The organism is Leisingera sp. CC-HEC093 (assembly GCF_059429195.1).
In genome coordinates this window covers 3658727-3683299 of the sequence record NZ_JCAIJR010000001.1, presented here as the reverse complement: position 1 = coordinate 3683299, position 24573 = coordinate 3658727, and the positions used below count along the sequence as shown (strand labels likewise).

Genomic DNA, 24573 nt, shown 5'->3' with positions numbered 1-24573 from the left:
CCTAACGGCCGATCTCTTCCAGATTGTAAGGCGTTGTCTGATAAATCTCATTGATCCAGTTGCCGTACAGAAGATGCGCGTGGCTGCGCCAGCGGTTTTGCGGCTGGCGGCTGGGGTCATCGTCCGGATAGTAGTTGCCCGGCACGTTGATGGGGGTGCCGTTGGCCACGTCGCGGTCGTATTCCTGCTTCAGCGTATCGCTGTCGTATTCAAAGTGGTTGAAGATATAGAGCGCCCGGTGCGCCCTGTCCTCAATCAGGCAGGGGCCGACCTCATCGCTGCCCAGCAAAGTTCTCAGCTGCGGGGCCGCGTCGACTTCGTCCTGTTTCATTTCGGTCCAGCGGCTGACCGGGATCACGAAGTCATCCGAAAACCCGCGCAAATAGGGCGAGGCCGGCGCCAGATTCTGATGCCGGTAGCAACCGAACGCCTTGTGGTCCAGCATGTGCTTCTTCACAGCATGGAAATGGTTGATCATCGCCATGCCGCCCCAGCAGACGCCAAAGGTCGAATGCACGTTGGTCTGGGTCCACTCGAAGACCTCCCGCATCTCCTCCCAATAGGTGACCTCGGGAAACTCCAGATGCTCAATCGGCGCGCCGGTGATGATCAGCCCGTCGAACTTCTCGTGCTTCACTTCCTGAAAGGAGTGATAAAACTCCTCCATGTGCTCAGCCGCGGTGTTCTTGGTCTGATGCTCGGTCATCCGGATCAGGCTCAGCTCGATCTGCAACGGCGTGGCGCCGATCAGCCGGGCAAACTGGTTCTCAGTCTGGATCTTCTTGGGCATCAGGTTCAAAAGCCCGATACGCAGGGCGCGGATGTCCTGCCGTGCCGCCTGATCCGGCGACATGACCATCACGCCTTCGTTCGTCAGAACGTTATAGGCGGGCAGGTCTGCGGGGATCTTGATGGGCATGTCAGTGTCCTGATTTGCGGAAGGTTGTTCGATATAGCGGAGGCTGTCAGATAAGCGGCTTAGTCCCGGGCCTCAAGAGCCGCGGCGATCAAATCCACGAAACCAGCCTCGTCCTTAACGGCTGAGATCTGGTCGGCGGTAACGGTGATGCCCCAGTTGTCGGCCATCGCCTGATAGCGCGGCTGACGGTGCGCCAGCGCCTGGGCATAGGTCCAGCGGATGAAAGCATCGGGATCGACATCCGTCTCTGATACCCCGTTTTCCTTGAGATACTCTTGCCAGACCCGGTCCAGGAACTCCGGCTGATAGGACATTGGCTTGGGGGCGCGGTCGAACCGGCGCACCAGCTCGGCGGTATGCGCCTCGCTGCCTTTGATCCAAACCATCAGCGTGTGCTTGCTGAGTTCAGAGAGGATCTGGTCTTTGGGGTCATTGGCGTCCACCCATTCGCAGATCGACCCGCCGGAGTCGCAGATGAAATGCGGATAGCCATACAGCTGCTGTGCGCGGCCTTCGAAATACCCGGTGTCCAAAAGCGCCCGGATCTCTGCTACCCGAAACTGCTCCTGGCGCCGCTGGTATTCCGTGATCGGCAGGCCGCCCTTGTCCACATCGCCGGGCTTGCCCAGATAGGCCGCCACCGGCGTCAGGTTCTCAAAGGTGATGTTGGAGCCGATGAAGATCGAATCCGACAGCAGAAGCTCGCGCAGGAACGGCACCTTCATCGCCTCTGCCTTGGCATTGTCGGCGATGTATTCGCCCATGTAGCGGGTGCCGATGCGGTAATCGACTGAGTAATGGAACCAGCTTCCGGCACCGCGCAGAACATTGCTGACATAGGTTTTGCCAAGCCCGGACATGCCAAAGAACAGCACCCGTTTGTTCGGCGCATCGCGCCAGTCCTGCGCAGAAGAGTAAAGCATGGAGTTTCCAAGTCCCTGAAGGTTTCACGCCTTGCTAATCACCCGCGGGGTCTTGGTCAATTGCGTGTGCGCTTCAGCCGCAGTCCGCGGCGGGCGCAAAGAAAAACCCCCGCATTTTGGATGCGGGGGCGAACTGCTCCTTCTTTGCCTGCAGCGGCTGCTGCCTGCGCCGGGATCAGAAGTGGAAGCCGACCTTCATGCCGAAGCTGACCGCGTCGTTGTCCTTGAAATCGGTCACCGGGTTGCCGCCGGGGGAGGCAACCGCGTCGCCCAGCTGGGTGTAACGCACACCGGCAGAGACAGTCATGTTGTCCTGCTTGTACTGCACACCCAGGCGGATCGCCTCATAGCCATGGGTCGGCGCCAGCGGCGAAACCAGATCGTCGCCGTCCGCATCGGCATAGATCAGCGCGACTGAGCCGGACCAGTTCTCGTTGAAGGCGTGGCCGATACCCACTGTGTAGGTCACGGAATCGTCCAGGTCGATCAGGTCACGGCCGAGGGACTCGGGCACTAGGTTGGTCACGCTGTGCTCAGCCCAGCGGATGCCGCCGAACAGCAGCGTGTCCTGGGCGATCCCGGTTTGGAAATCCAGATTCACTGACTGGGGTGTTTTGGTCTTGGTTGAGGTGTTAGCGGTTACAGTCGCGGGGCCGGAAAAGGTTTCGGTCACATCGAACTCATGCTCGATTTCAGAGCTGTAGGTCAGGGCTACGCGCAAGGCGATGTCGGGGATCTCATATGCGGCACCGGCCACCCAGCCAAAAGCACCGTCTTTGCCGACCTTCACGTTGTAGGAAGAGAAAGGGGCCAGACCTACGGCGTAGGCGCCGCCGGCCAGATTGATTTCGCCGTCAATTTCCTGGTAACGGAGACCGCCGTGGACGCTGAAGTTCTCGTTGAACTTGTAGCGCAGCAGGGCGGTGATAGAGTTCGAATCCGCCTGCGCGGTGGTGCCGCCGAGCCAAACGGAACCGTCCTCGGGATAATTGACATCCACGCCCCAGGGCTGATCGAAGATCAAAGCGAACGACAGCTGTTCGTTGATGTCCCGCTTGTAACCGGCGCCAAACATGTTGAAGCGTTCACCGACATCTCCGCTGGTGGACGGGGTTACAAATGGGCTCAGGTCGCGGTCGTCGCCCGACAGATCCACAGATGTAGTGGCGAAAGAGAATTCGGCGTAGTTGCCTTCTTCGAAGATGATGCCGATCGGCTGGCCGGTGCGGTCAAGGCCGCTCGCCATGGCGGAGCCCGATGCCAGTGCCAGAACGGCTGACGTTGCAAGATAGCGTTTCATTGTTCCTCCCAGTGTTGCAGCTGTTGCAAGCCGCTTAACGTGAACGTAATCGGCGGGATTTCCGCAAATCAACATTAACCGCACGGCAACTAGGCGGATTCCGTCAGCCCTGAGGGGTTCTGTGGGGCTGCCGTGCAACTATATTCAGGTAATTTGCGATGCAGATAACCGCGGCGCCGCCCAGAACCCAGGCGTCCAGCGCCTCGCCGTAAATCACCATGCCCAGGATCGCGATGACCGGCAGGCGGGCAAAGTCGACCGGCACCACCACGCTGGCCGGGGCCAGCGACAGGGCGGTGGTCAGGCAGAAATGCGCAGCAAGGCCGGCAAGGCCGATCAGCACCAGCCAGGGCAGGGTGGCGGCATCAGGCAGCGCCATGTCACCGTCCCATCCTGCCGCCAGCACCCCCATCACCAGCTGCATAGAGGTGAGCCAGAACAGGATCGAGGCGGTTGTCTCGTGCCGGGTCAGCCGCTTGGTCAGGATGGCGGTGAGGGCAAAGAAAATAGCGCAGCTTGCCGCCGCGATGAGACCGGTATTGATGGTGTCAGGGCTTGGCCGGGCAACAATCAGGATACCGGCAAACCCCAGCACCGCGGCCGCCATCCGCCGCCGGGTCAGCAGCTCTCCCAACAGCAGCGGTGACAGGATGATCACCCACAGGGGCGAGGTGAATTCCAGCGCAAAGACCTGCGCCAGCGGGATCAGCGTCACCGCCAGGAACCACAGGTTCTGGCCGGTGAAGTGGAAGACGTTGCGCAGCAGGTGCACCTTCAGCCGCTGCCCCTGCACCTGGTGCCAGCGGCCTGTCACGGTGAGGGCTGCCACAACGATCACCACCCCCACCAGGCTGCGGTAGGCCATGATTTCAAAGGTATCCAGCGTCAGCCCCGCTTCGCGCCCCGCAATCGCCATCGCCGAAAAGGAGACGATGGCGCCGACCATCCAAATCGCGGCGGCAGCCGGTTCCGATTTCTGCATGAAGAACCTCCCGTTGCCGAAGAAGGGCGCGATCCTGCAGCGGCGTCAAGGGCATTTGCAGCCAAAAGGTTCAGCGGTTCAGATTATTCCGCGCAGCAGCTCTGCCTGCGGAAGGCACGCAATTGTCTCCTTCGCTTGCGCCCCAAGCCGTGCCAGCCCGGCCTCGTCCTTCAGCGCACCGGCAACTCCCTCTGCAAGCTCACCGTAGGGCAGGGACAGAATCCCGCCGCGGTAGCAGCCATCGATCCGGGTTCCGGGGTTCACTTCGGCCGCGATGGGAACGCCATTGGTCATCAGGTAGAAGGCCCGCACGATCTCGAATATCTGTGTTTCGTAAAAGTGAAGGTTCAGAACAATCCGCGAGCGGGCGATCCAGGCATCACGGTCCTGGCCGTATACGCCGAACAGAACCTTGACCCGCAGGCCGCGGGATTCGAGATCTGCAAGAACCGCCTGCCTGCGCGGGTTGATACAGCCGTAGAACAGCACATCGACGTCGGGCTTCTCACGCGGCGCGATCCGGCACAGCTCCTTTTGATAGCCGAGCTGAAGCTTCTCCACCCGTTTGACGCCAAAGTCCCTGAGGTGGGCGACATTTGCCTCGCTGTAATCCCACAATATGAAGTCCTGCGAGAACCACTCAAGAATTCTCTTGTTCCAGTCGCCGAACACGGCACCCAGCTGCTCGGTGTTGAGGATGATGGTGCCGGGCGGCATCTGCTTGGCAAAGCTTGGATTCAGCAGATGGATGCCGATCACGATATTGCGTGCAGCTGAGTCGATTCTGTTTCTGGTGGAGACAGCTTCGAAGCCGAGATCGCGCAGGGCATAAAGCAGCAGGTCGGCAATCTCGTAGAACGCGCCCGAATGGACGTAGTTCTGAGGCTCAATCAGGCAGATGTTAAACTTCTGTGTCATGGATCTCAGCCAATTGCGCCTCAGCCGGCGGCCGCTTCGGGGCGCGGCTGCGCGGCGGGTTGCCGGTCGTATTTGAAGTTGTCGAAGTCCATGCCGTAGAGCTTCTGAGCGACGGCCAGGCCCTCGTCGCTCAGAACAAGGTCGCCGGGGTCAAAGCTGTCGGGCAGCCGCAGGTGGTTGCTGTGTGTCATCTTCTGGCTGGCAGGGTTGCTGAACAGAGCAGCATCGATGAAGGCCTTGGCGTTTTCCGCGCCGTTCTCCTCGAGCTTGAAAACCTGGTAGTTGGCACCGGGATAGAAAAAGCCCGACTGCGGATAGAAATGGCCATCCATCCAGCCTTTGGTCAGAACGTTCTCCAGCAGGCGGGTCTTGACGAATTGGTCCAGGGTTTCGTCGCTGCCGATCCGGCGCTCAACCAGCCGCTGGAATTTGTAGGCGCTTTCAAGCCGCGCAATCGGATGGCGCACGATGGTAAAAAAGGCGGTGAAAAAATCCTTGGGGAACAGCCGCGACAGGGATTCGCCGTCGATATGCTGGGGCGAAGAGATGTTCCAGTGCTGCTGCTGCGGCGGGCTGGACACATATTGTTCGTCCAGGAAGGCGAGACTGACGCCTTTCAGACCCTGCACGTAGCGCTCGACAGAGGTGCCGCCGCACTTGGGGATATGTGCAAAGTGCAGCAACACGTCCTTGTATTTGATCACGGGCATTTGCGCCTCCATTTGCCTCGAAACAGCTGGCCGCCGGGAGTAATCCAGCGGCCAAGCGTTTCGCCCAAGATGGCGCAAATTGTTTAAACGTTCTTTAAAACAGGCGCGGATTGCCCCGGTTCTCCCGGGAAACCGCGAGGCCCGTGATCATTCCCACTCGATGGTTCCCGGAGGCTTCGAAGTGATGTCGTAGGTGCAGCGGTTGATGCCTTTCACCTCGTTGATGATCCTTGTGGCGGTCTCGCCCAGGAACTCGTGGCTGAACGGGTAGTAGTCCGCGGTCATGCCATCGACAGAGGTCACCGCGCGCAGGGCGCAGGCATAGTCGTAGGTGCGGCCGTCGCCCATCACGCCAACAGTGCGGACCGGCAGAATTGCCACAAAGGCCTGCCAGATATCGTCGTAAAGGCCGTGCTTGCGGATCTGGTCGATATAGATCGCATCCGCCTCGCGCAGGATCTCCAGCTTCTCGCGGGTGATCTCGCCGGGGCAGCGGATCGCCAGGCCCGGCCCGGGGAAGGGGTGGCGGCCGATGAAGCTCTGCGGCAGGCCCAGTTCGCGGCCCAGGGCGCGGACTTCGTCCTTAAACAGCTCGCGCAGCGGCTCAACCAGCTTCAGGCCCATCTTCTCCGGCAGGCCGCCGACGTTGTGGTGGCTTTTGATGGTGACCGAAGGCCCGCCTGAGAAGGAGACCGATTCAATCACATCCGGGTACAGGGTGCCCTGCGCCAGGAACTCGGCGCCGTCGATGGTGTCGGCGTGTTTCTGGAACACGTCGATGAACAGCTTGCCGATGATCTTGCGCTTGGTTTCGGGGTCCGACTGGCCGTCCAGCTCGCCCAGGAACAAATCGCTCTCATCCGCGTGGATCAGCTGGATGTTGTAGTTGTCGCGGAACATCGCGACCACTTCTTCCGCCTCGTTCTTGCGCAGCAACCCGTGGTCCACAAACACACAGGTCAGCTGGTCGCCGATTGCCTCGTGGATCAGGATCGCGGCGACGGAGGAATCCACACCGCCGGACAGTCCGCAGATCACCTGCTTGTCACCGACCTGCTCGCGGATCTTCTCGATCATCTGCTCGCGGTAGGCGCCCATGGTCCAGTCGCCGCTGAAGCCCGCAAGCTTGACGAAGTTCTCATACAGCTTGGCGCCGTTCGGGGTGTGGTGCACTTCCGGGTGGAACTGCACCGCATAGAAATTGCGGCTGACATCGGCGGTGATGGCAAAAGGCGCATTGGGGGAGGTGCCGTAAACCTCGAACCCGGGGGCGATCTTGCTCACGTGGTCGCCGTGCGACATCCAGACCTGCTCGCGGTCGTTGTCATTGGCAAACCAGCCTTCAAGCAGCGGCGGCGTTTCGACGGTGGGGGTCACAAAGGCGCGGCCGAATTCGGCGGTGCCATGGCCGCTTACCACTGTGCCGCCCAGCTGGTGCATCATCACCTGCTGGCCATAGCAGATGCCCAGGATCGGCACGCCATAGTCGAAAATTTCCTGCGGCGCCCGCGGGCTGCCCTCGCGGGTCACACTGTCCGGCCCGCCCGAGAAGATCACCGCCTTGGGCGCCAGCTCGCGCACAAAGTCCATGGTGACATTCTGATAGGGGTGGATTTCGCAATAGACGTTCAGCTCGCGCAGGCGGCGCGCAATCAGCTGCGTGACCTGGCTGCCAAAGTCGATGATGAGAAGGCGGTCATGGGATGTCTCTGTCATGCACGCGCCATAGGGCAGGAACGCAATTTCTGCAAGAGGGTTTGGCCTTGGCTCCGCTCTTGCATGGCCGGATTTCCTGCCGCTGCCCGCCGGCGGACAGCGCCAAGGTATGCCAAAGTCCACCGGCGCGGTGGAAATTGCAGCCGCAATGTCGCTTTTCAACTTGAATGGCCGCAATCCTGCGGCGGCGGGATGCGCGGGGGCTATAATACCCATCGCAATGAAATGCCTGTGGTGAGGATAAACCATGACAGAAGCAGCACCGCGCCGCCGTGCCCGTGGAGGCGGAGGCGCCGCCCGCCGCGCCGAGCGCACCAGCGTCAAGATCGAGACCGCCAAGTACATTGAGCGCAACATTCCGAACTTCGAAGTTCTGAACGAGGAAGCGCTGGAGATTATCGAGTACAACGCGGAGACGATCCTGGAAGAGGTCGGCGTCAACTTCGTTGACAACCCGGCGGCGCTGCAGCGCTGGCGCGATGCCGGTGCCGATGTGCAGGGCGAGCGCGTGCGCATCCCCCGCGGCCTGGCCCGCAAGCTGTGCTCCACCGCACCGTCTGAATTCACCCAGCATGCCCGCAACCCCGAGAAATCGGTGGTCATCGGCGGCAAGAATATGGTGCTGGCACCGGTTTATGGCCCGCCGTTTGTGCGCAGCCGCAGCGGCGGCCGCCGCTATGCGACCATGGACGACTTCAGCAAGTTCGTGAAGCTGGCCTATATGTCCAAGTGGCTGCACCACTCCGGCGGAACCGTGTGCGAGCCCACCGACATTCCGGTGAACAAGCGCCACCTGGACATGCTGATGGCGCATATGACCCTCAGCGACAAGCCGTTCATGGGCTCCGTCACCGAACCCAGCCGCGCCCAGGACTCCGTCGATATGGCCGGCATCCTGTTCGGCAAGGAGTTCGTGCAGAACAACACCGTGATGACCTCGCTGACCAACATCAACTCGCCGATGACCTTCGACGACGTGATGATGGGCTCGCTGGAAGTCTACGCCAAGAACATGCAGGCCTGCATCGTTTCGCCCTTCATCGTCGGCGGTGCCATGGCGCCGGTGTCGGTGGCAGGCACCCTCACGCAGGTGCTGGCGGAAGTTCTGGCCGGCGTCTCCTACAGCCAGCTGTGCCGTGCAGGCGCTCCGGTGATCTTCGGCGCCATGGTGACCTCGATCGACATGAACTCCGGCGCGCCGACCTTTGGCACCCCGGAAGCCTCGCACATCACCTATGGCGCAGGCCAGCTGGCCCGCCGCCTGAACCTGCCGTTCCGTTCGGCCGGCTCCTTCTGCGGCTCCAAGCTGCCCGACGCGCAGGCGGCCTATGAAACCGCCAACTCGCTCAACATGGGCCTGTTGTCCGGCGTGAACTTCATGCTGCACTCCTGCGGCTGGCTCGAAGGCGGCCTGGTGGCGGACTTTGAGAAGTTCGTGATGGACGCCGACCAGCTGGGTGTGCTGCACGGCCTGGCAAAAGGCGTGTCGGCGGACGAAAACGCCCAGGCGATGGACGCCATCCGCGAGGTTGGTCCCGGCGGCCACTATCTGGGCTGCGAACACACCCAGGCGAACTTCAAAACGGCCTTCTGGAAAACCGATATGCTCGACTACAAGCCGTTCGAGCAGTGGGAAGAAGAAGGCTCCCGCGATACCTATGCGCTGGCCGAAAGCCGGGTTGAGAAATTGCTGGCCACCTACGAACAGCCGGCCCTGGATCCGTCCATCAAGATGGCGCTGGACGAGTATGTGGCCGAAAAGAAGGCCTCCATGCCCGACGCATTCATGTAAGTGCGCGCATGAAAATCAGGGGCAGGGGGCCGCACCCTCTGCCGCAGCAAAACGGCGGTCCGCAGGGGCCGCCGTTTTTGCGTTTGACCTGGCGCGCAAATAGCCCGCCTCACCGGTCAGCGCGATCAGCACATCCACATGACGGATCAGGGAATAGCCGGCCTCGCCGTCCCGGCGCGCGGCATTCAGGCCTTCTTCCAGATCCAGCAGCCGCATCACCGCCGCGGCGGGCTTGGGCACCTCGCCATAGCCCAGAATGCGGCGCAGGTCGCGCTGGCGGCAATAGTTCCGGGCGCCGAGCCGGGCCGCCCGCGCCAGAATCCGCGGGCGCCGGAGCAGTGTAAGCCGTGTGTGGACATCCTGCATGATACTCTCCTTTCCAATCTTTGTGCAGGCTTTGCTATAACACAACCTTAGGTGGTGTTGCGGAAAGGGGGTGACCGGCGAACGGTGCGTTTTGTGATGATTATGTTTTTTCTGGAAACAATGGTGTCCGATCCGCGCTTTTGTCCAACTTCAGCCGGGCGCAAGGGACATGCCGCAGGCACCTTATGAGTGCGGCTGGCCCGGCGGCCTGGCTCACGACCGGGGGTTAAGAATGCAAAACATGACACACGCACCCTTTCCGGGCTGGGTGCCGCTGGAAACTTGCCGCTACCTGCAGCACACCGAGGCAGGCCGCCCGATCCGGCAGCTGGCCCGTAAGGCAGGCTGCCATCCCTCCACCATTCTGCGGCAGGTCCGGCGGGTGGAGATCCTGCGCGACGACCCGTTGATTGACGAGGTGCTGACCTATCTTGCCGGGCGCTACAAAACCGCGGCGGCGAAACCGCGACAGGAGGAAAAACCCTCCGCCGCAAGCCGCAGCCTGCGGTCGGGGTTTGAGCGGGAGGCAGCCAGCGTGCTGACCCTGCTCAGCCGTGGCGGCGCAGTTCTGGCAGCCGCTGAGGGCATGGAAATGGCCGTGGTGGTGCGCGAAGGCCAGGAGGCCGACGGCCAGAAAGTAGCGGTGTCGCGGCCCTTGGCGGGTGCGCTGGCGCTTACTGGCTGGATTGCCTGTTCCCGCCGCGGGCGGATCAGCCGCTATTCGATCACCGCAGGCGGGCGCACAGCGCTGAACCGGATTATTGCTGATCAGGAAAACCGCGCCCGCGCCCGGCTGGAGGGCGGCTTTGCCGAAGCACAGGCGCCGTTTGAGGCAGCTGACGCGGGCGAGGCCGGGGGGATGGGCCGCAAATCCCGCTACAGCGGTGCCGAGACGCCGCTGGAGATGCTGGCCCGGCTGTCGGACAAGGACGGAAAATCCTTTCTGACCCAGCCGATGGTGCGGGCCGGCCGGCGGCTGCGCGAGGATTTTGAACTGGCCCAGATCAGCAGCCACCTGATGCAGGAAGAGCTGTACTTCGCACAAGGAAGCCACCCCATGCGCAGCACCAGCCATCAGGCGGCTGCGGCTGCGCAGCAGCGGATGACCGGCGCGCTTCAGAAACTGGGGGCCGGCCTCAGCGACATCGCCCTGCGCTGCTGCTGCCACCTGGAAGGGCTGGAAACCGCTGAGCGCAGCCTGGGCTGGCCGGCCAGATCCGGCAAGGTGGTGCTGCGCATCGCGCTGCAGCACCTCGCGGAATACTACGGCGAAGCCAGCCCGCAACAGGAAGAGATGATCGGCTGACGCGGGGCGTGCGGCAAAAGAAAACGGGCCCGCAAACTGCGGACCCGTTTCAAGGCCGGAACGGCAGCGCGCCTTAGGCGGGAACTTCTGCCTTGGCTTCTTTCAGGTGCTTCAGCACGGTCTCCGGGGAGGACACGCCATAGGGGTCTTCGCCGTGGTTGTCCGACAGGCCCGGCTCTTCAAACCATGCTTCCACCACGCCGTTGTTGACGATGGCGGCATAGCGCCAGGAACGGTTGCCGAAGCCCAGATTGTCCTTGGCGACCAGCATGCCCATCTTGCGGGTGAACTCGCCGGAGCCGTCCGGGATCACGTCCACATTTTCCAGCTCCTGCGCGCGCGCCCAGGCGTTCATCACAAAGCTGTCGTTCACCGACATGCAATAGATCGCATCGATGCCTTCGGCCTGGAAGTCGGCAAAGCCTTTTTCAAAGCCCGGCAGCTGGTAGGTCGAGCAGGTGGGGGTGAAGGCACCCGGCAGCGAGAACAGCACAACGCGCTTGCCTGCAAAGTAGTCAGCGGTGGTCTTGTCTTCCCAGCGGAACGGGTTCGGGCCTTCGATCGCTTCGTCGCGGACACGGGTGTGGAAGGTCACGTCGGGCAGCTTAACGCCAGCTTTCATCTCAGCTTGCTCCTGATTGAGGATGTTCATTCGGCGGGCAGGCTTAAAATGATTCTAAGCTGGCTTCAACACGTCCCCGTGAATTGCGCGCAGGTTTCCTGCGCCAGTCCGCGAACACGGCATGCCGGCGCCGGAAAACCTCGCAAATACGGCATCTTCGCCCCTTGCGGGACGTTACGCCGCAGCCTTCTTGATCGTGACAGTGGTGCCGCGGATCTTGCGTTCGGCAGCGGCGGTCAGGTCGTTGAACTTCTTGAGCGTCGCCAAAAGCTTCTTCTTGTCTTTGGAATCCTCAATGGCGCCGGGGAACTTCTTCTTGGCGGTCTGGTACTGGTCGTTGATCTTCTTCAGATCTTTGTACTTCGCCGCCGCCTCTTTCAGCTCCGGCGCGGCTGCCTTCAGATCCTCGCCCGCCTTATCGATGGCGGTCACGCAATGGGCGTTGATCGCCTTCACCAGCGCGCCGACCCTGTTGGTGTATTTCTTCAGGTTGCGGTCCACCAGCAGCTGCGGCAGCTCGGTTGCGTCCTTCTTCTTGTCGTGGCTGTCCGGCTTTTCCTTCAGGATCTTGTCCAGCGTCTTCTTGAAATTCGCCGCGTACAGTTTCTGCGCCGCGTTCAGCTTGCCCTCGTACTCAGAGGCTTTCTTGACCGCCGCGATCTCCTTTTCCAGTTCCCCCTGCAGCGCCTCGATATCCTTTTTCGACGCCGACGACTTGGCCCGTTTCTTCAGATCCTTTTGGATGTCCTTCAACAGCGCCTGCTGCTTGGCCGTATGCGCCTTGGCATCGGCGCAGAACCCCTTCATCGCGCCGACCTCCTCCTGGTGGATATCCACCGCCTTGTTCCAGGTGGTCAGCCCGTCCTTGAAGTTCTTGTCCTTCTGAAAATCTGCCAGCTTCTCAGACGTCACCCCGTTTTTGCGCGCCTTGGCCAGGCTCTCGCGGAAGTAATCCTCGCCCTCCCAGGCGTTGCCCAATGAAATCCCGATGCGCTTCTTCAGCTTGTCGCCCTCGGCGGTGGTGAATTTCTTGGTGCCGGCAGCCAGCTTCTTGTGCTCTGCCTTGAACTTCTCCAGTTCCTTGGCCATGGGTCCCTCCCTGAACGTAACAACGGCGCAATCCGGTACTTGGAGGGATTATGTGTTCCCCTGCGCCGCTTTGGCAAAGGAAAACGGCGCATTTCCGGAGTTTGAGCCATGACAAGGCTGCAGGGCAGGGTTGACGATATGCCCGTGCCAAGCCAGATCAGCTATGTTAAACCCGCTCAGAACGCCAAAGGCCGGAAGGGAAACCCACGTGAGAGACCTCAAGATCCCGGAGCAGCGCCACCCCGAAAAGGCGCATCGTCCCGACAACGCTCAGCCCAAAAAGCCAAGCTGGATCCGGGTCAAGGCCCCGGGTGGCAAAGGCTATGCCGAAACGCATAAAATCATGCGCGACAACAAGCTGACCACGGTCTGCGAGGAAGCGGGCTGCCCCAATGTCGGCGAATGCTGGAGCCAGGGCCACGCCACCATGATGATCATGGGCGAAATCTGCACCCGCGGCTGCACCTTCTGCAACATCGCCACCGGCCGCCCCGATGCGCTGGACGCGTTTGAACCGGGCCGGGTCGCCCATGCGGTGGAGAAACTGGGCCTCAACCACGTGGTGATCACCTCGGTGGACCGCGACGACCTGAAGGATGGCGGCGCCGAGCATTTCGCCCAGACCATCCGCGCCGTGCGCCATCGCAGCCCCAAGACCACCATCGAGATCCTGACCCCCGATTTCATCAAATGCGATGACAGTGCGCTGGAGGCGGTGGTCGAGGCCAAGCCGGACGTGTTCAACCACAACCTGGAAACCGTGCCGGGCCTCTATCCTGAGGTCCGCCCGGGCGCGCGGTATTTCCACTCCCTGCGCCTGTTGCAGCGGGTCAAGGAAATGGACCCTTCGATCTTCACCAAGTCCGGCATTATGGTCGGCCTGGGTGAAGACGGGCAGGCGGTGAAACAGGTGATGGATGACATGCGCGCCGCCGACATCGATTTCCTGACCATCGGCCAGTATCTGCAGCCGACGCCCAAGCACCACGCGGTGGACCGCTTTGTCACCCCGGAGGAGTTCAAGACCTACGAGAAAGCCGCCTATGGCAAGGGCTTCCTGATGGTCTCGGCAACACCGCTGACCCGCTCTTCCTATCACGCAGGCGACGACTTTGCCCGTCTGCGCGAGGCCCGCAACAAGAAGCTGGGCCTGGCATGACACCGCAGCGCGTGGCGCGGCTGACCCGGCTGCGCCACGCCCTGCATCAGATCCCCGAAGTTTCCGGCGCCGAGGAAAAGACCGCTGCCATGGTGGCGGATTACCTGCGGCTGCATGACCCCGATCAGCTGCTGACCGGTCTCGGCGGCCATGGCGTTGCCGCTGTGTATGAGGGCTGGGCAGACGGCCCCACGGTACTGATCCGCTGCGAACTCGACGGGCTGCCGATTGAGGAACTGACGGATCAGCCCTACCGCTCTACCCATGCAGGCCGCGGCCACCTCTGCGGCCACGACGGCCACATGGCGATGGTGGCGGCGCTGGCTGAGGACCTGGCCGGGCAACGTCCCGAAACAGGCCGCGCCGTGCTGCTGTTCCAGCCCGCCGAGGAAACCGGCAAGGGCGCTGCGGCAGTGATTGCCGACCCGGCTTTTGCTCAGATTGCCCCGGACTATGCCTTCTCGCTGCATAACCTGCCGGGGCTTCCGGTGGGGCAGGTTGCCTTATGCTCCGGCCCGGCCAATTGCGCCTCCCGTGGAATGCGCATCAAGCTGACCGGTAAGACCTCCCACGCCGCCGCGCCGCAGGACGGCGTGTCGCCTGCTGGTGCCATCGCTCAGCTGCTGCCGGGTCTTGTTGCCTTGGGCAGCGTTGGCGATCTGGGACCGGAGTTCGCGCTGGTGACGCTGACCCATGCCCGGCTGGGTGAGGCCGCATTCGGTATCGCGCCAGGCGAGGCTGAGGTTTGGGCAACTTTGCGCACCGTGACGGATGCCCGGATGGATCAGTTGATTGCAGATGCCACAGAACTTGTGGAACAGGTCAGCGCGTCGGAGGGGCTGGGGGTCTCAATCGAATTCGACGACATCTTCGACGCCTGCACCAATCACCCTCAGGCGGTGGAGGTGCTGCAGGCCGCCTGCACGCAGGCAGGCCATCCAGTGCAAATGCGGGACGATCCCCAGCGCTGGTCCGAGGATTTCGGCCAGTTCGGCAAACACGCCAAGGCGGCGATGTTCTGGCTGGGCTCAGGCGAGGCGCAGCCGCAGCTGCACAACCCGGATTTCGACTTCCCCGATGCAGCAATCCCGGCGGGGGCCGGGATCTTTCTGCTCGCTGTCAGAAACCTGCTGGGCTAACCGTCAGTTGGTCAGCGCATTAACAACGGCAACCGCGCCGATGATGGCCAGGGTGTCTTTGACGACCTCAAAAATCTTGTCACCCTGGCGCACATAGCGGTGCCCGTCGCGCGGCGGGTTCAGCCCCCAGCGGCGGTAGTCGTCCACATAGACCCAGTCGTCCCCGCGGATGCGGCCGTCGTAATGGTCGTGGTCATGGTTGTGGCTGTGTTTGCGGTGATGCCGTTTCTTGACCTGGCCCGGTGCATAATGGGCCGCGCTCTTGCTGTGCCCCGGCGCCCATTTCGGCGGCCCCGCGTGGCTGGCTGCGGGGGCAAGGGTAAGGGTCATGGCTGCCGCTGCTGCGGCGGCTGTCAGAAATTTCTGCATGGCGGATCTCCTGTGATCGCTGCGTTTGGAAATCACATGGGGCAGGCAGGCTGGAAAGGCAAACCTGCTGCGCCGGAAAGCGCCACCCGCTAGGCTGGAACCGGCGGAGGGCCGCCGGTTCCCGATTGAGCTGTGTTTATCGTGGTTTGTGGCAGTTTTGCACAAGCGCCGCCTCAGGCTGCACCAGGGGGTGCACGCATGTCACCCCCGGTCTTTGGCTGCTTCAGCCCTCGTCCGTGAACCGCACCTTGCCGATATGCGGCAGGTTCCGGTTGCGCTGCGCATAGTCGATGCCATAGCCGACAACAAATTCATCGGGGATCTCAAAGCCCACCCAGTCAGAGCGGAAATCCACCTCGCGCCGCGACGGCTTGTCCAAGAGCGCAATGGATTTCAGCCGCGCCGGATTGCGGCTTTGCAGCAGGTGGGTGACATGGTTCAGCGTATGGCCAGTGTCGACGATATCCTCCACGACCAGCACGTCTCGCCCTTCAATGGCGCCGCGCAAGTCTTTGAGAATACGCACTTCCCGGCTGCTCTCCATCGAGTCGCCGTATGAGGACGCCTCCAGGAAATCGACCTCGATCGGAAGGTCCAGCTCGCGCACCAGATCGGCGATGAACACGAAACTGCCGCGCAACAGGCCGACCACGACCAGCTTGTCGGTATCGCTGAATTCCTGCTGGATTTCCTCGCAAAGTTCCTCGATCCGTGCGGCGATTGCCTTGGCCGAGATCATCACATCAATGACATATGGACGCTGTGTCATGGCTGCCCCCTTGAATTTCCCGCGCGTACATAGGACATCACGCCCGGTAATTGTAGCAGAAAATCAGCGGACAGATGCCCACACACTCGGAAACCCGCCAGATGCCCTATTCGGCACAGCAGATGTACGATCTGGTCGCCGACGTCGCACAGTATCCCAAATTCCTGCCCTGGTGCGCCGCCGCCCGCATCCGCAGCCGTGCCCGAATGGGTGAGGCTGAGGTGATGGAGGCGGATCTGGTGATCTCCTTCAAGGTGTTCCGCGAACGCTTTGGCAGCCGGGTGACCCTTTTTCCCGGCGAAAGGAAGATCGACACCGAGTATCTGGATGGCCCATTCCGGTACATGAAATCCCACTGGAGCTTCGCCCCGCGCGAGGACAGCACATGCGATGTGTCCTTCTTTGTTGATTTCGAATTCAAGAATGCGGTTCTGCAGGGGATCATCGGCGTGGTTTTCAACGAGGCGATGCAGCGTATCGTGCGCGCGTTTGAGCGCCGCGCGGCGGAGCTGTATGGCTGAAGCCCTGCGGTGCACCAAGGGATTGACTTGAAGCGGGCTTGAAGTTGTATGGCCGTGGATCATGGCAATTTTTCTGATACAAGGAACCCCGCGATGGAGCAGGAATTCTGGCAGGCACGCTGGCGCGAGAACCGGATCGGGTTTCATGAGCAAGCGCCCAACGCGCTGTTGAAAAAGCATTTTCCCCGGCTTGGCGTGCAGTCCGGTCAATCCGTCTTCGTGCCGCTCTGCGGCAAGGCGCTGGACCTGGACTGGCTGCTGTCACAGGGGCTGCGAGTGACCGGCGTGGAATTCAACCAAGGCGCAGTGGAAGAGGTTTTTGCCCGCCACGGATTGACGCCGGAGATCACCTCTCTGAACGGTCTCACCCGCTTTGAGGCGGAAGAACTGACGCTCTTTTCAGGGGACTTCTTTGCCTTGGCGGCCGGTGATCTTGGGCCGGTTGATGCGGTGTACGACCGGGCGGCACTGGTTGCGGTGAAGCCGGAAGACCGGCAGGCCTATGCCGCGCATCTGAACCAGATCACGGGTACTGCGAAACAGCTGCTGATCGGGTTCGATTACGATCAGTCCCTGATGGACGGGCCGCCGTTTTCGGTGCCGGGATCAGCCGTGCAGGCGTTGTATCAGGAAAGCCATGAAATCATCCGGATCGAAGAACGGGCCGCAGATGGCCGGATCGGAGAACGCTGCAATGCGCTGGAACAGGCTTGGCTGCTAACCTCTTTGTCCTGAAGCAGAAAACGGGTCCCCGGAGGGACCCGCCCGGTGCGGAAATTGCACCGTCTGCCGTGAGTGGCGGCATCCGTCATAGCCGGGGGTTAGCTGTTCATGTCGTATGCGCGCTCACCGTGTATAGAGAGATCGAGGCCGTTGGTCTCACTTTCAAGATCCACGCGCAGGGATGTGATCAAAGCGGAGATCTTTACCAGCGCGATGGTCACAACTGCAGTGAAGATGCCGACAATAACCAGTGCGCCCAGCTGCGCGGCCCAAGCCCCGGCGCCAAAGACAGCGATCATGATGGTGCCGAAGATGCCGCCGACGCCGTGAACGGCAAAGACATCCAGCGTGTCGTCGATCTGCAACTTGTTGCGCACCAGGTTGACCATCTCCTGACACAGCACGCCTGCGATGGCACCGATGATCAGTGCTTCCACCGGGCCGACAAAGCCGGAGGCGGGGGTGATTGATGCAAGGCCCGCAATGGTGCCGGTCACCAGACCAACGAGGGAGGCCTTGCCGTATTTGATCTTTTCCCAAAACGCCCAGGAGAGGGAAGCCGTAGCGGCAGAAAGATGGGTCACGGTCAGGGCCATTGCAGCACCGCCGTCCGCGGCCAGCTGCGAGCCGCCGTTGAAGCCGAACCAGCCGACCCACAGCATTGCGGCACCGATCATCACATAGCCGGGGTTGTGCGGCGGGATGGTGCGGTTTTTGCGCGGGCCAAGGAAAAAGGCGATGATGAGTGCTGCCAGGCCTGCGGTCTCATGCACCACGATGCCGCCGGCAAAGTCCTTGACGCCCACTTCGCCGAAGATGCCGCCATCGGCCAGGAAACCGCCGCCCCAGATCCAATGCACCACTGGCGCATAGCACAACAGCATCCACAAGCCGGAGAACACCAGCACAAACCCGAAGCCCACCCGCTCCACATAGGCGCCGACGATCAGCGCGGGGGTGATGATGGCAAATGTCATCTGGAATGCAAAGAACAGAACCTCGGGCAGGGTGCCCGACAGGCTGTCAGCGGTCACACCATTCAGGAACATCTTGTCCAGCCCGCCCCAGATGCCGGAAGTGCCGCTGCCAAAGGCAATCGTGTAGCCGAAGGCCAGCCACAGAACGCTCATCAAACAGGCAATGGCGTAGCAATGCATGAAGACGCTGAGCACATTGCGGGCACGCACGAGGCCGCCGTAGAACAGGGCGAGCCCTGGCAGTGTCATGAAGAGGACCAGGGCCGTGGCCACAATGATCCATGCGGTATCCGCTCCGTTCATCCGATTGTTCCTTCCCCTCAAAACCAGTGGGATCAGGAGAAAGCGCAGACCGCCCGCAGAAAAAAGCGGCAGGGGTGCGGAGGGTGCACAAAAACGGGGCTTTTTTGCAAATGCTGAAAAATTGAGCGCCGTGCCGGGTCAGCTGCCCGTTTCGCGTTCGACTTGGGAAATGGCCTGCGCCAGCAGGTCCAGCGCATGGTCGCGGGTGGCGGTGCGGACATTGGCGCGGCCAATGGCGCCGAATTCCAGGGTTTCTGTCGTGGCGGGCCGGCCGGCGCGGGCCAGGCCAAAGCAGACGCGGCCCTCGGGCTTGAACTCTGATCCGCCGGGGCCTGCGATGCCGGTGACGGAGACGGCCAGTGTGACGCCCGCGTTCCGCACCGCGCCTGTCGCCATTTCCGCGGCGACCTCCTCGCTGACCGCACCGACGGCGTCCAGAGTGCCAGCCTTCACCCCCAGCATCTGCATCTTGGCGGCGTTGGAATAGGTGACAAAGCCCCGGTCCACCACAGCAGAGGAGCCGGGAATGTCCGTCAGCGCGGCGGCAATCATGCCGCCGGTGCAGCTTTCAGCCGTGGCGATGGTGATGCCTGCTTTCGTTGCGCGTCTGATCAGCTCGCCCGTGTCCATGCTCACATTCCCAACACACCATGCGACAGGAAGGCGAGTACGGCGACGCAGATGGCGGCCAGGATGCCCGCGATAATGTCATCCATCATCACACCGGTTGCACCCTTTTGGCGGTCGGCCCAGCCGACGGGACCGGGCTTCAGCACGTCGAACAGGCGGAACAGCACAAAGGCGGCGATCCAGCCCGGCCACAGCGCGGTGATCTCAATATCATGGGCCCAGGCCGGGTAGGACACGGCCCAAAGCGCGGTGAACTGGCCGGCGACTTCATCGAGGACAAATTCCGAGGGGTCCATGTTCTCGCGGTTGCGGGTCATCGCCTCTGCCGCCCAGACGCCGACGATCATGCAGATCACGGTTGCCAGCGCCAGCAGCAGAAAACCGCCCAGCTGGTGCAGCGCATAGGCCATAGGAAGCGCAGCGAGAGAGCCCCAGGTGCCGGGTGCCGGGCGCAGGTAGCCGATGCCGCCCACAGTGCCGATCAGGAAAGCCAGGCGCGATCTTTTCATGATTTCACCAGCGCTGCGGTGGCAATGGCGGCAATGCCCTCGCCGCGTCCGGTAAAGCCAAGACGTTCCGACGTGGTGGCTTTGATCGACACGCGGCCGGCATCAATGCCCAGGATTTCAGCCATCACCGCGCGCATCTTTGCCGCGTGGGGGCCAACCTTGGGGTATTCGCAGACCAGGGTGCAATCGACGTTCGACAGGGTGAACCCCATCTCGCGTGCCAGATTGGCGGCGTGGCGCAGGAAGATCTCGCTGGCGGCACCCTTCCATTGCGGGTCGGACGGGGGAAAGTGCTGGCCAATGTCGCCCTGCGCGAGCGCGCCATAGATGGCATCGGTGACGGCGTGCATGCCGACATCGGCGTCGGAATGGCCCTGCAGGGTTTTCTCGTGCGGGATTTCCACCCCACACAGGATCACGCTGTCGCCGGGGCCGAAGCGGTGCACGTCGTAGCCATTGCCAAGCCTGATATCCATGTCTGCTCCCAGAATGCGCTCCGCCCGGGTGAAATCCTCAGGGCGGGTGATTTTGATGTTGTCCGGCTCGCCCGGAACGATGCGGACGTCAAGTCCTGCAGTGCGGGCGACCTCCACATCATCGGCGGCCCCGCCCGGGTGGGCAAGATGCGCCGCCAGAATATCCCGGTAGCGGAAGCCCTGCGGCGTCTGTGCGGCATAGAGGCCGGTGCGGTCATGAGTGCCGGTGACAGAGGCATCCCCGCCGGTCCACAGCGCGTCGGTCACAGCAAGCGCAGGAGCGGCGGCAGATGTTTCGTCCAAGGCATTAAGAATGCTGCGGATCAGCGCCGGGCTGACACAGGGGCGGGCGGCGTCGTGGATCAGCACTTTGCTCACGCCATGCGGTTCCAGCGCCTTCAGCCCGTTCAGGACTGAACCTGCGCGTTCGGCACCGCCCTCGGCCAGGATCAGGCGGGGATTGTTGGAGAATTCCGCCCAGGCGGCGGTGTCACCTGCGGAAAGGACCAGCGCGATCTGGTCCACGCCTGTCTTTTCAAAGGCCTCGATGGTCCAGTCGATCACCCGGCGGCCCCGAAGCGGTCGCCATTGCTTGGGCATGCCGCCGCCTGCGCGGGTGCCGCGGCCGGCGGCGACGATCAGGGCGGCTGTGGTCATGCGGTCCTCGTCCGGTAGGTCCCGCATTGTTTATGAGGTGGCGCGCGAAGTGGCAATCACCCGGCGGAAAGTGATTAAAAAATAGGCAAATGAAGTGCGGGAGCCGCTTGCAGAGGCGCAATTCATTGCTGCATAGCAGAAGCTTCGGGTAAAAACCTCTCAGTTGCACAAGGATTAGGCAATTGTCCTTCACGCTTGGAACCACCTCCATGTCCCCGCCCATCGCATTGGCGCCGATGGCGGGAATCACCGACCGGCCGTTCCGGGATCTGGTCCGCTCCTTTGGTGTGGGTCTGATGGTGAGCGAGATGGTGGCGAGCCAGGAGATGGTGCAGGCCAAGCCCGGTGTGCGTGAGCGGGCTGAGCTGAGCGCAGATGTTGAGAACACCGCGGTGCAACTGGCGGGCCGCGACGAATACTGGATTGCCGAAGCCGCGAAACAGGTGGCCGGGCAGGGCGCCCGGATCATCGACATCAATATGGGCTGCCCCGCCAAGAAGGTGACCAATGGCTACTCCGGCTCTGCCCTGCTGAAGACTCCGGACCACGCGCTAAAGCTGATTGAGGCCGTGGTGGAGGCCGTCGACGTGCCAGTGACGCTGAAAACCCGGCTGGGCTGGGACGGCAACTGCCTGAATGCCCCGGATGTGGCGCGCCGCGCCAACGAGGCCGGGGTGCAGATGGTGACGATCCACGGCCGCACCCGCTGCCAGTTCTACAAAGGCTCTGCCGATTGGGCGGCAATCCGGGCCGTGAAAGACGCGGTGAAGGTGCCGCTGCTGGCAAATGGCGATATTGTGGACACAGAAACTGCGCGGCAGGCGCTGGAGCTTTCTGGCGCCGACGGCGTGATGATCGGGCGCGGCGCTGAGGGCAAGCCCTGGCTGCTGGCGGAGGTTGCCCATCACCTGTGGGGCACACCGGCGCCGGAGATTCCCGAAGGGGAAGCGTATATTGCAATGGTTTCAGATCATTACCGGGCAATGCTTGATTTCTACGGGGTGGATCTGGGCATTCGCGTCGCACGCAAGCATCTGGGCTGGTACATGGATGAGGCCGGAACCGGCCCTGCAATGCGCCGGGCGGTGCTGACCGAGAAGCACCCGGCCGAAGTGCTGGCCCTGCTGCCGGAAGCGTTGAGCGTCCAAGAGCCGGGGGCTGCCGCATGATGGACAGCACTGCTCTCTGGGCTTCTTTGCCGGTGCCGGCGTTCCTGATCGACGCCTGGGACAAGATTGCTGATGTGAACGCGGCCGGCGAAGGGTTCCTCAACACGTCACGCAAGGCACTGACGGGGCAGCCGGTCTGGGACACGCTGGCGATTGATGCGCCGATCGAGGAGGCTTTTGCCCGCGCCCGGGTGCAGGGCACGCCGCTGTTCGTGAATGACATCGACGTCGGCTCCGGCAGCCGGGCACCGCTGCAATGCGGCGTGCAGATTGCGCCGTTGCAAGGGCATCCTGGAGTGATGCTGCTGATGGTTGCCCCGCGGGAGCTGGCGGGGCGGATGACGCAAACCCATTCCGCCAAATCCGCGGCCGCCTCAGCCATTGGCATGGCGGAAATGCTGGCGCATGAGATCAAGAACCCGCTGGCCGGCATCACCGGTGCGGCGCAATTGCTGAGCATGGGGCTGGGACCCGAGGACCTGGAGTTGACCGACCTGATCGTCAGCGAAAGCCGCCGCATCGTGAAGCTGCTGGAACAGGTGGAGCAGTTCGGCAATCTGACCGAGCCGGATTTCAAGCCGGTGAACCTGCATGATGTGCTGGACCGGGCGCGGCGGTCGGCGCTGCTGGGTTTCGGTGCCCATATGACCATCACCGAGGAATACGACCCCTCCTTGCCGATGGCCTGGGGCGATGCGGACCAGTTGCTGCAGGTGGTGCTGAACCTGTTGAAAAACGCCTCGGAAGCGGCTGATAATAAGGGTGGAAATGTCCACATCCGCACCTATTACGAACATTCCTTCCGGCTGCGCCGCAGTGACGGAACCGGCAAGCTGCTGCCCCTTCAGATCGAGATTACCGACGATGGGCCGGGATTGCCGGAAAACATCAGGGATGACATCTTCGACCCGTTTGTCTCGGGCCGGGAGAACGGCACCGGGCTCGGCCTTGCTTTGGTGAGCAAGATTGTCTCGGAGCATAATGGCTGGATATCGGTAAGCTCGGTTCCCGGGCGCACGGTGTTCCGGCTGTCGCTGTCGCGCGTGCCGCGTGACGCAAAACCGCAGGAGAGCTGATCCATGGACGGCACCGTTCTGGTCGCTGACGACGACCGCACCATCCGCACTGTTCTGACCCAGGCGCTGACCCGCGCAGGCTGCAAGGTGCATGCAACGTCCTCGCTGACGACGCTGATGCGCTGGGTCGGCGAGGGCAAGGGCGATGTTGTGATTTCGGACGTGATGATGCCGGACGGGAACGGGCTGGAGATGCTGCCCAAGATCCAGGCGGACCGGCCCGGACTTCCGGTGATCGTGATCTCGGCGCAGAACACTATCATGACAGCAATCAAGGCAGAGGAAGCGGACGCCTATGATTACCTGCCCAAGCCCTTTGACCTGCCGGAGCTGATGAAACGCACCGCCAAGGCGCTGTCCGCCAAGCGGGTGGCGCCGGCCGCGGCCAAGGCGGAGTCCCGGGAGCGTCCGGAAGAGCTGCCGCTGGTCGGCCGCAGCGAGGTGATGCAGGCACTGTACCGGCTGATTGCACGGGTGATGAATACCGATCTTCCACTGTTGATTACAGGTGAAAGCGGCACCGGCAAATCACTGATTGCACAGGCAATTCACGATTTTTCCGACCGGCGGACCCTGCCGTTTGTGCATGCGGACGCCTCTGCGATGGCGGAACTGGAAGGCCCGGCGCGGCTGCTGGCCCAGGCCAGAGGCGGCACCTTGGTGATTGATGAGCTGGCCGACCTGCCAGAGGAGGCGCAGGCGCGGCTGGTGCGGATGATGGATGCGCCGGGGGATCATGCGCCGCGCTTCATTGCCTCCAGCCAGAAGGACCTGACCGCGGCGATGGAGGCCGGGGAGTTGCGCCAGGACCTGTACTACCGGATTTGCGGCACCGCATTGCATGTCCCGGCGTTGCGTGAGCGGGTGGAGGATATCCCGCTGCTGGCGGAGCATTTCCTGATCAAGTCAGAGAATGAAGGCGCGCCGCACCGGCAGCTGAGCGAGAGCGCGCGCGAGTTGCTGCGCCGGTTCGGCTGGCCCGGCAATGTGCGGCAGCTGGAAAACACCGTCTGGCGGCTGGCGCTGACAGCACGCAGCGAGGAAATCACCCGGGCCGATGCCGAAGCGGTGCTCGGGCCGCAGACGGCGGCGCAGCCTGCTGCGGCAGGTTTGGCGAACGAGAAGCTGTCGGAAGCGGTGGGCCGCCATCTGCAGAGGTATTTCGACCTGCACGGCGACCTGCTGCCGCCGCCGGGCCTGTACATGCGGCTGCTGCGCGAAGTGGAAACGCCGCTGATCGAAATCGCCCTGTCCGCCACTGGCGGCAACCAGGCTAAATGCGCGGATTTGCTGGGGATCAACCGGAATACGCTGCGCAAGAAGATCACTGATCTGGATATTGAGGTGACACGCCGCCGCAAACTGATGTAATATCGCCACAGAAATGTGGCCGTGCCGTGAATTTCCTAGGCAGAGCCACGAGATATGGCGGTGACTCGCAAAGAGTCGCACA

Annotated in this window: 25 protein-coding genes; 9 read left to right on the top strand and 16 right to left on the bottom strand. The window is 62.3% G+C overall.

Annotated elements, in window-relative coordinates; translation table 11 throughout:
- Window position 1: 1 nt before the first annotated feature.
- From metA to guaA, 7 genes are all read right to left on the bottom strand, one after another.
- A complete protein-coding gene (gene metA / locus AC5STB_RS18075; RefSeq protein ID WP_495444174.1) occupies window positions 2-919 on the bottom strand; it encodes a homoserine O-acetyltransferase MetA in 918 nt (305 codons plus the stop codon).
- 59 nt (window positions 920-978) lie between these two features.
- Entirely contained in the window at window positions 979-1842 is an 864-nt protein-coding gene (locus AC5STB_RS18070; protein ID WP_495444173.1) for an ATPase, read from the bottom strand.
- Between the two features lie 175 nt (window positions 1843-2017).
- Entirely contained in the window at window positions 2018-3142 is a 1125-nt protein-coding gene (locus AC5STB_RS18065; RefSeq protein WP_495444172.1) for an OmpP1/FadL family transporter, read from the bottom strand.
- A gap of 103 nt (window positions 3143-3245) precedes the next feature.
- Window positions 3246-4124, bottom strand: a complete 879-nt coding sequence (locus tag AC5STB_RS18060; RefSeq protein WP_495444171.1) for a DMT family transporter — start codon at window positions 4122-4124, stop codon at window positions 3246-3248.
- Window positions 4125-4202: 78 nt separating this feature from the next.
- Entirely contained in the window at window positions 4203-5042 is an 840-nt protein-coding gene (locus AC5STB_RS18055; protein WP_495444170.1) for a CgeB family protein, read from the bottom strand.
- 20 nt (window positions 5043-5062) lie between these two features.
- Window positions 5063-5752, bottom strand: a complete 690-nt coding sequence (locus AC5STB_RS18050) for a sulfotransferase family 2 domain-containing protein (RefSeq protein ID WP_495444169.1) — start codon at window positions 5750-5752, stop codon at window positions 5063-5065.
- 147 nt (window positions 5753-5899) lie between these two features.
- Complete coding sequence (gene guaA / locus AC5STB_RS18045; protein WP_495444168.1) at window positions 5900-7468, bottom strand: glutamine-hydrolyzing GMP synthase; 1569 nt, start codon at window positions 7466-7468, stop codon at window positions 5900-5902.
- Between the two features lie 247 nt (window positions 7469-7715).
- Between guaA and AC5STB_RS18040 the strand changes: the two genes are divergently transcribed.
- Entirely contained in the window at window positions 7716-9260 is a 1545-nt protein-coding gene (locus AC5STB_RS18040) for a trimethylamine methyltransferase family protein (RefSeq protein WP_495444167.1), read from the top strand.
- 15 nt (window positions 9261-9275) lie between these two features.
- Here the strand turns inward: AC5STB_RS18040 and AC5STB_RS18035 are convergent, their stop codons facing one another.
- Window positions 9276-9626, bottom strand: a complete 351-nt coding sequence (locus AC5STB_RS18035; protein ID WP_495444166.1) for a DUF6477 family protein — start codon at window positions 9624-9626, stop codon at window positions 9276-9278.
- A 241-nt stretch (window positions 9627-9867) separates the two neighbouring features.
- Here AC5STB_RS18035 and AC5STB_RS18030 point away from each other — a divergent pair, with 241 nt between their 5' ends.
- Window positions 9868-10932, top strand: a complete 1065-nt coding sequence (locus tag AC5STB_RS18030; RefSeq protein WP_495444165.1) for a DUF6456 domain-containing protein — start codon at window positions 9868-9870, stop codon at window positions 10930-10932.
- A gap of 73 nt (window positions 10933-11005) precedes the next feature.
- On the opposite strand, the gene AC5STB_RS18025 is transcribed toward AC5STB_RS18030, so the two are convergent.
- Together AC5STB_RS18025 and AC5STB_RS18020 are read right to left on the bottom strand one after the other, a co-directional pair.
- Window positions 11006-11554 carry a peroxiredoxin gene (locus AC5STB_RS18025; protein ID WP_495444164.1) on the bottom strand — a complete coding sequence of 183 codons (549 nt, stop codon included), beginning with the start codon at window positions 11552-11554 and terminating at the stop codon, window positions 11006-11008.
- Between the two features lie 174 nt (window positions 11555-11728).
- Window positions 11729-12643, bottom strand: coding sequence for a hypothetical protein (locus tag AC5STB_RS18020; RefSeq protein WP_495444163.1), 915 nt, complete (start codon window positions 12641-12643; stop codon window positions 11729-11731).
- 208 nt (window positions 12644-12851) lie between these two features.
- On the opposite strand from AC5STB_RS18020, the gene lipA reads away from it, so the two are divergent.
- Both lipA and AC5STB_RS18010 read left to right on the top strand, forming a co-directional pair.
- Window positions 12852-13802 carry a lipoyl synthase gene (lipA, locus tag AC5STB_RS18015; protein ID WP_495444162.1) on the top strand — a complete coding sequence of 317 codons (951 nt, stop codon included), beginning with the start codon at window positions 12852-12854 and terminating at the stop codon, window positions 13800-13802.
- Window positions 13799-14941 carry an amidohydrolase gene (locus tag AC5STB_RS18010; RefSeq protein ID WP_495444161.1) on the top strand — a complete coding sequence of 381 codons (1143 nt, stop codon included), beginning with the start codon at window positions 13799-13801 and terminating at the stop codon, window positions 14939-14941. Before lipA ends, AC5STB_RS18010 begins: the two co-directional genes overlap by 4 nt.
- A gap of 3 nt (window positions 14942-14944) precedes the next feature.
- Here the strand turns inward: AC5STB_RS18010 and AC5STB_RS18005 are convergent, their stop codons facing one another.
- Both AC5STB_RS18005 and hpt read right to left on the bottom strand, forming a co-directional pair.
- On the bottom strand, window positions 14945-15310 hold the full coding sequence (locus AC5STB_RS18005) for a hypothetical protein (protein ID WP_495444160.1): 366 nt from the start codon (window positions 15308-15310) through the stop codon (window positions 14945-14947).
- A 223-nt stretch (window positions 15311-15533) separates the two neighbouring features.
- A complete protein-coding gene (gene hpt / locus AC5STB_RS18000) occupies window positions 15534-16079 on the bottom strand; it encodes a hypoxanthine phosphoribosyltransferase (protein WP_495444159.1) in 546 nt (181 codons plus the stop codon).
- Between the two features lie 74 nt (window positions 16080-16153).
- Between hpt and AC5STB_RS17995 the strand changes: the two genes are divergently transcribed.
- Together AC5STB_RS17995 and tmpT are read left to right on the top strand one after the other, a co-directional pair.
- Window positions 16154-16600: a type II toxin-antitoxin system RatA family toxin gene (locus AC5STB_RS17995; protein ID WP_495444158.1), complete on the top strand. Its 447-nt coding sequence runs from the start codon at window positions 16154-16156 to the stop codon at window positions 16598-16600.
- Between the two features lie 93 nt (window positions 16601-16693).
- A complete protein-coding gene (gene tmpT, locus AC5STB_RS17990) occupies window positions 16694-17335 on the top strand; it encodes a thiopurine S-methyltransferase (RefSeq protein ID WP_495444157.1) in 642 nt (213 codons plus the stop codon).
- Window positions 17336-17421: 86 nt separating this feature from the next.
- Here tmpT and AC5STB_RS17985 read toward each other — a convergent pair whose 3' ends face one another.
- The 4 genes from AC5STB_RS17985 to AC5STB_RS17970 all read right to left on the bottom strand — a co-directional run bounded on the left by AC5STB_RS17985 (window position 17422) and on the right by AC5STB_RS17970 (window position 20875).
- Window positions 17422-18603, bottom strand: coding sequence for an ammonium transporter (locus AC5STB_RS17985; RefSeq protein ID WP_495444156.1), 1182 nt, complete (start codon window positions 18601-18603; stop codon window positions 17422-17424).
- A 138-nt stretch (window positions 18604-18741) separates the two neighbouring features.
- A complete protein-coding gene (locus AC5STB_RS17980) occupies window positions 18742-19233 on the bottom strand; it encodes a CinA family protein (RefSeq protein ID WP_495444155.1) in 492 nt (163 codons plus the stop codon).
- 2 nt (window positions 19234-19235) lie between these two features.
- Window positions 19236-19742, bottom strand: a complete 507-nt coding sequence (locus AC5STB_RS17975) for a phosphatidylglycerophosphatase A family protein (protein ID WP_495444154.1) — start codon at window positions 19740-19742, stop codon at window positions 19236-19238.
- A complete protein-coding gene (locus AC5STB_RS17970; protein WP_495444622.1) occupies window positions 19739-20875 on the bottom strand; it encodes a bifunctional 2-C-methyl-D-erythritol 4-phosphate cytidylyltransferase/2-C-methyl-D-erythritol 2,4-cyclodiphosphate synthase in 1137 nt (378 codons plus the stop codon). Before AC5STB_RS17970 ends, AC5STB_RS17975 begins: the two co-directional genes overlap by 4 nt.
- 182 nt (window positions 20876-21057) lie before the next feature.
- On the opposite strand from AC5STB_RS17970, the gene dusB reads away from it, so the two are divergent.
- Genes dusB through AC5STB_RS17955 form a run of 3 tightly spaced genes read left to right on the top strand, consistent with a single transcriptional unit; the run spans window position 21058 to window position 24491 of the window.
- Window positions 21058-22044, top strand: a complete 987-nt coding sequence (gene dusB, locus AC5STB_RS17965) for a tRNA dihydrouridine synthase DusB (protein ID WP_495444153.1) — start codon at window positions 21058-21060, stop codon at window positions 22042-22044.
- Window positions 22041-23120 (top strand): two-component system sensor histidine kinase NtrB, encoded by a 1080-nt coding sequence (locus AC5STB_RS17960; RefSeq protein ID WP_495444152.1) that lies wholly within the window; start codon window positions 22041-22043, stop codon window positions 23118-23120. Before dusB ends, AC5STB_RS17960 begins: the two co-directional genes overlap by 4 nt.
- A gap of 3 nt (window positions 23121-23123) precedes the next feature.
- On the top strand, window positions 23124-24491 hold the full coding sequence (locus AC5STB_RS17955) for a response regulator (RefSeq protein WP_495444151.1): 1368 nt from the start codon (window positions 23124-23126) through the stop codon (window positions 24489-24491).
- Window positions 24492-24573 lie beyond the last annotated feature (82 nt).

Coding starts and splice junctions, on each gene's coding strand:
- AC5STB_RS18025 (WP_495444164.1), bottom strand. CDS start 11,554: ATGAAAGCTGGCGTTAAGCTGCCCGACGTGACCTTCCACACCCGTGTC.
- AC5STB_RS17975 (WP_495444154.1), bottom strand. CDS start 19,742: ATGAAAAGATCGCGCCTGGCTTTCCTGATCGGCACTGTGGGCGGCATC.
- AC5STB_RS17980 (WP_495444155.1), bottom strand. CDS start 19,233: ATGGACACGGGCGAGCTGATCAGACGCGCAACGAAAGCAGGCATCACC.
- metA (WP_495444174.1), bottom strand. CDS start 919: ATGCCCATCAAGATCCCCGCAGACCTGCCCGCCTATAACGTTCTGACG.
- AC5STB_RS17960 (WP_495444152.1), top strand. CDS start 22,041: ATGATGGACAGCACTGCTCTCTGGGCTTCTTTGCCGGTGCCGGCGTTC.
- AC5STB_RS18055 (WP_495444170.1), bottom strand. CDS start 5,042: ATGACACAGAAGTTTAACATCTGCCTGATTGAGCCTCAGAACTACGTC.
- AC5STB_RS17970 (WP_495444622.1), bottom strand. CDS start 20,875: ATGACCACAGCCGCCCTGATCGTCGCCGCCGGCCGCGGCACCCGCGCA.
- AC5STB_RS18050 (WP_495444169.1), bottom strand. CDS start 5,752: ATGCCCGTGATCAAATACAAGGACGTGTTGCTGCACTTTGCACATATC.
- guaA (WP_495444168.1), bottom strand. CDS start 7,468: ATGACAGAGACATCCCATGACCGCCTTCTCATCATCGACTTTGGCAGC.
- tmpT (WP_495444157.1), top strand. CDS start 16,694: ATGGAGCAGGAATTCTGGCAGGCACGCTGGCGCGAGAACCGGATCGGG.
- AC5STB_RS17955 (WP_495444151.1), top strand. CDS start 23,124: ATGGACGGCACCGTTCTGGTCGCTGACGACGACCGCACCATCCGCACT.
- AC5STB_RS18065 (WP_495444172.1), bottom strand. CDS start 3,142: ATGAAACGCTATCTTGCAACGTCAGCCGTTCTGGCACTGGCATCGGGC.
- AC5STB_RS18030 (WP_495444165.1), top strand. CDS start 9,868: ATGACACACGCACCCTTTCCGGGCTGGGTGCCGCTGGAAACTTGCCGC.
- AC5STB_RS18010 (WP_495444161.1), top strand. CDS start 13,799: ATGACACCGCAGCGCGTGGCGCGGCTGACCCGGCTGCGCCACGCCCTG.
- AC5STB_RS18040 (WP_495444167.1), top strand. CDS start 7,716: ATGACAGAAGCAGCACCGCGCCGCCGTGCCCGTGGAGGCGGAGGCGCC.
- AC5STB_RS17995 (WP_495444158.1), top strand. CDS start 16,154: ATGCCCACACACTCGGAAACCCGCCAGATGCCCTATTCGGCACAGCAG.
- hpt (WP_495444159.1), bottom strand. CDS start 16,079: ATGACACAGCGTCCATATGTCATTGATGTGATGATCTCGGCCAAGGCA.
- AC5STB_RS18060 (WP_495444171.1), bottom strand. CDS start 4,124: ATGCAGAAATCGGAACCGGCTGCCGCCGCGATTTGGATGGTCGGCGCC.
- AC5STB_RS18020 (WP_495444163.1), bottom strand. CDS start 12,643: ATGGCCAAGGAACTGGAGAAGTTCAAGGCAGAGCACAAGAAGCTGGCT.
- AC5STB_RS18005 (WP_495444160.1), bottom strand. CDS start 15,310: ATGCAGAAATTTCTGACAGCCGCCGCAGCAGCGGCAGCCATGACCCTT.
- AC5STB_RS17985 (WP_495444156.1), bottom strand. CDS start 18,603: ATGAACGGAGCGGATACCGCATGGATCATTGTGGCCACGGCCCTGGTC.
- AC5STB_RS18070 (WP_495444173.1), bottom strand. CDS start 1,842: ATGCTTTACTCTTCTGCGCAGGACTGGCGCGATGCGCCGAACAAACGG.
- AC5STB_RS18035 (WP_495444166.1), bottom strand. CDS start 9,626: ATGCAGGATGTCCACACACGGCTTACACTGCTCCGGCGCCCGCGGATT.